Annotated in this window: 4 protein-coding genes, 1 pseudogene and 1 riboswitch; of the genes and pseudogenes, 4 read left to right on the top strand and 1 reads right to left on the bottom strand. The window is 48.5% G+C overall.

Annotated elements, in window-relative coordinates; translation table 11 throughout:
* A partial coding sequence (locus tag ACP5D4_RS21265) for a hypothetical protein (protein WP_428013604.1) occupies positions 1-404 on the top strand: 404 nt, incomplete at its 5' end.
* 111 nt (positions 405-515) lie between these two features.
* On the opposite strand, the gene ACP5D4_RS21260 is transcribed toward ACP5D4_RS21265, so the two are convergent.
* Complete coding sequence (locus ACP5D4_RS21260; protein ID WP_428013603.1) at positions 516-1,196, bottom strand: 4'-phosphopantetheinyl transferase family protein; 681 nt, start codon at positions 1,194-1,196, stop codon at positions 516-518.
* Between the two features lie 76 nt (positions 1,197-1,272).
* Positions 1,273-1,417, top strand: a riboswitch (cobalamin riboswitch).
* Between the two features lie 535 nt (positions 1,418-1,952).
* Between ACP5D4_RS21260 and ACP5D4_RS21255 the strand changes: the two genes are divergently transcribed.
* The 3 genes and pseudogenes from ACP5D4_RS21255 to ACP5D4_RS21245 form a co-directional block, all read left to right on the top strand.
* Positions 1,953-2,618 (top strand): hypothetical protein, encoded by a 666-nt coding sequence (locus tag ACP5D4_RS21255; RefSeq protein WP_428013602.1) that lies wholly within the window; start codon positions 1,953-1,955, stop codon positions 2,616-2,618.
* A 153-nt stretch (positions 2,619-2,771) separates the two neighbouring features.
* A pseudogene (locus ACP5D4_RS21250) lies at positions 2,772-3,647 on the top strand (hypothetical protein).
* A 34-nt stretch (positions 3,648-3,681) separates the two neighbouring features.
* The coding region (locus tag ACP5D4_RS21245; RefSeq protein ID WP_428013605.1) for a helix-turn-helix domain-containing protein at positions 3,682-3,758 on the top strand (77 nt) is incomplete at its 3' end.

Genomic DNA, 3,758 nt, shown 5'->3' with positions numbered 1-3,758 from the left:
TCCCTGCGCTAAAGCGACAGGGCTTCCAAACGTATCGAGGTATTTTCCGTGAAAAATTTGTCGTGAAAAATTTGTATCGATCGATCGCTGTTTTTGCGGCCTTTCTCGTCGTAGGCCTTGCCAGTTTCGCCCGCGCCGCGACGGGAAACGTCGATGCGGAAACCTGTACGGCGAACGACATTCCCCTTTTCGGCAACGTTCGCGTTGTCGAAAGTTTTCCCGATTTAACGGTGAAAGTCGTCGAAAGTTTTCCCGACCTCAACGTGCAGCTAGTGGAGTCGTTTCCGGATGAATGCGGTCGGTGGAAAATGGTCGAATCCTTTCCTGATTTTACCATAAAATATGTCGAATCTTTTCCGGATATTGAAATTAAATACGTCGAATCTTTCCCCGGAATTCCGTAATTATGGGTTGAATCCTTTGGCGGTTTTCGAGACCGTTTTCACCAGACAGAGACAGAGAACACAGAGAACACAGAGCGGGTTTTGCAGTGTGCGGTAGAACCGGATTTTGTCTCAGCCGCGATCGCACTTCCGCCATCGAACTTCGACAGGTTCTCCTTCTACCACCAACGCCGCTGCATAGTCGGAACGGACTAGCAACGGTTGCAACGTCCAGGTTTGCGGTGACTGGACGAACAACCGAGGTTCTGGCGTCAAACTGACTTCTACGCCACTCAACCCCGCGATACCTTCTCCTGTGGCTTTGAGATAGGCTTCTTTACAAGTCCAGTAGTCGAAAAAGGTTGCGTTGCGTTGGGGTTCTGCAATCTGATTTAACGCCGCCACTTCCCGAGGACTGAAAAAACGCTGGGCTAAGGCTGTGCTGTCTATAGTTCTTTTGTATTCGAGATCGACGCCGAGGGCGCGATTCCAAGTTATGGCGATTAAGGCTAAATCCTGGGAGTGGGAAAGGTTGAACGATAACGCGGTGTCCGGTAAATAGGGTTTTCCGCGATCGCCGTACTCGAACTGTACCGCTTGCGGGGAGATTTGGAGATAGTCTCCGAGAATCCAGCGTAACGCAGTCCGGGCGAGGACGAACCGACGGCGATCGCGATCGAATCGATATCGCTGCGATCGTTTCCGTTCGCTTTCTGAGAGTATCTCCCGGGTGTCTTCGTTGGGGAAGTTCTCGGCGTCTAACGCCACACACCAGAGATCGACAGTATCGGATTCGAGAAGTTGCGATTTCAAAGAACTTTAAGGATAGAAAAAACAGCGCGATCGAGACGATATTTCAACTTATGTTACGCCACGAGCGATCGAACGTGCTATTATGTATCCGTTCGGTTCTAACGGGGAGCAGCCGTTAGACGCAAGGGGGAAAGTTCGGTGAAAATCCGACGCTGTCCCGCAGCTGTGAAGAGGTCGATCGATCTCTGAGTCAGAATGCCCGCCGATACAGTTTGTTCGTTCAAACGCCAAGTCCATAGGTTCGTCTGCGAGGTACAGATGATGGCAGTTTTAGCCTTTTTCAACCGTCTCGATCGCCCCCTAAGTTTTGACGATCCGCTACCGCTTGTATCGTCTTGAGAGCGATCGAAATCAGTTATAAATCGTTTCTGAGTCTGGCGATCGCCATTGATCGTTCGTGTTGTTTCGTCTGTGGTTCAGTCAGCCGCCTTTTTATCTAAATGGCTGTCTGTTTTTCCGCGATAGCTTGGTTTTCCATCAGTGAAAGCCAAGGAGTTTGGCAACGACGCGATATCGAATTCAATCGATGGTTTTCGGCTGCTTTTTTTCTACAAATTCGCGCAAATTGTAGAAACTTCCTTGAAGTTTTTTAGGACTTTTGTAGAAATTAGGACTCAAAACACCTAAAACTTAGGTGTAAGTTGAAGTTTCAGACTCGTGTAACGTCATACTCATCGTCCGTCAATTTTCATCAATTGGCGATACTTTTTGCAATCTATTTTTTCGTCTCCTCGTGCGATCGAGGACAAATTCGCGATGCAATATCCCCTCCAAGAAGACAATCGACCGATCGTCATTAGTTACGAAGCCAAAATTCCCAAATCTCTCGAAACGACAGTTTCTCCAAAACGCGAACCCGATCGCAAAATTGGAGATTCCTGGTGGAGTATTTTACTCGTCGCAATTTTGAGTTTTAGCGGTTTGTTATCGTCGCCGATTCCCCTCGTGGCTTTCGCCGCGATCGCCAGTCATACACTTCCGCTGAAAACGGCGGTATCGAGTCTGGTGTGGCTATGGGCGATCGATCGGATTTACGACGTTCTGATTCGCCCCGATTCGATACCGCTAAATGGCTGGATTTGGGGAGGCGTCGCCGGATTAACCGCACTTTGCATTTTGGGACTTTCCCCCTGGCTGTCTCCGGCGGATTATCGCATTAGCCATCGCTATTTAAGCATTTTGACGAGTTTCGCGACGGGATTTCTGTTGTTTCAAGGAATCTTCTTCCTTGTTCCTCAAGAAATCAGTCAAAATTTCCGGTCGATCGACCCATTTCAAGCAGTGTTTTTTAAAGAAGTTTTTTGGGCGATCGCCTTATCAGGACTCCACTATTTTCTTCTTGAAATTGCATTGCCTAAAATTGGCAAAATATTTGTTGGCAGTTTTATTTATTCCACAAACATTTCTGACAGTAATCGTTAGAACAAATACCCAAAATCTAACGATTTAAACAGTTCCGTTTGTGGCGAAATTTAATTCGTAGCGAGATTCAAAGGCCACAAAATCCCGAACAGAACTTACCCAATTCACAAATACTTCGTTCTGTCAACTCAATCCAACAATTATTAACAAACTATGCTGACGACAACATTAGGCGACCCTTGCATCGGACAAAAACGGGAACTCAAAAAATCCCTGGAAAGTTTTTGGAAAGGCGACCTTTCAGAAAGCGAACTGTTGGCGACATTTTAAACCCTACAAACCGAGAGTTGGAAGGTCCAACTCGACACAGACATTGAAGGAATCGGCGTGGGAGATGCGACGCTGTACGATCGCGTTCTCGACTGGGTGATTCGTTTCGGACTCGTTCCCCAACGCTTCCAAGCACTAGAAGGACTCGATCGCTACTTCGCAATGGCACGTGGCAAAAGCGAAATCGCCGCCTTAGAAATGACGAAGTGGTTCGACACCAACTATCACTATCTCGTCCCCGAAATCACGCCGGACTTAACCCCGACCGCCAACTTTGACGACTTTCTCGAAACCGTTCATCGCGCCAAATCCATCCTAGGAGAACGTACCGTTCCCATCGTCCTCGGCCCCGTGACGCTGTTACGATTGAGTCGCCTCGAAGGAGTCGAATTTAACAGTTTCCTTTCCCAACTGCTTCCCCTCTACCAACAACTCCTAACGCAACTCAAAGAACTCGAAATCGCCGAAGTGCAACTCCACGAAGCCGCACTAATCTTCAGCGACGCCCCGGAGTTGCAAACCGCCTTTGAAACCGCATACAGCGAACTCTCTCAAGTGGGGATTCCCCTGCACCTCGTCACCTACTTCGACGACCTCGGAGACACCTATCCTTGGGTGGTGCAACTTCCCGTATCCGCCATCGCCCTGGACTTTACCCGAGGTCGAACCCTGGAATTGGTCAGGTTTGACCGTCAAATGAGGTTTTCCGCGTCACGCACCCTACCGATTCTTCTTTTTTTATCACAAATTTTGGGTTGAAAACCCCGCCCTTCTAGGGCGGCTTGGCAGTAAAATGTCCAGTGAGGATGAAACTGCCCAAATGACACTTCGAGCATTCCGATATCGCTTCTATCCGACTCCTGAGCAAGA

Source organism: Baaleninema sp., from assembly GCF_049974805.1.
In the GTDB taxonomy this organism is placed as follows: Bacteria; Cyanobacteriota; Cyanobacteriia; order Cyanobacteriales; family Geitlerinemataceae; genus Baaleninema.
Note: the sequence above shows the minus strand (reverse complement) of the source record. Positions and strands in the feature narration are given on the sequence as shown.

Coding starts and splice junctions, on each gene's coding strand:
- ACP5D4_RS21255 (WP_428013602.1), top strand. CDS start 1,953: ATGCAATATCCCCTCCAAGAAGACAATCGACCGATCGTCATTAGTTAC.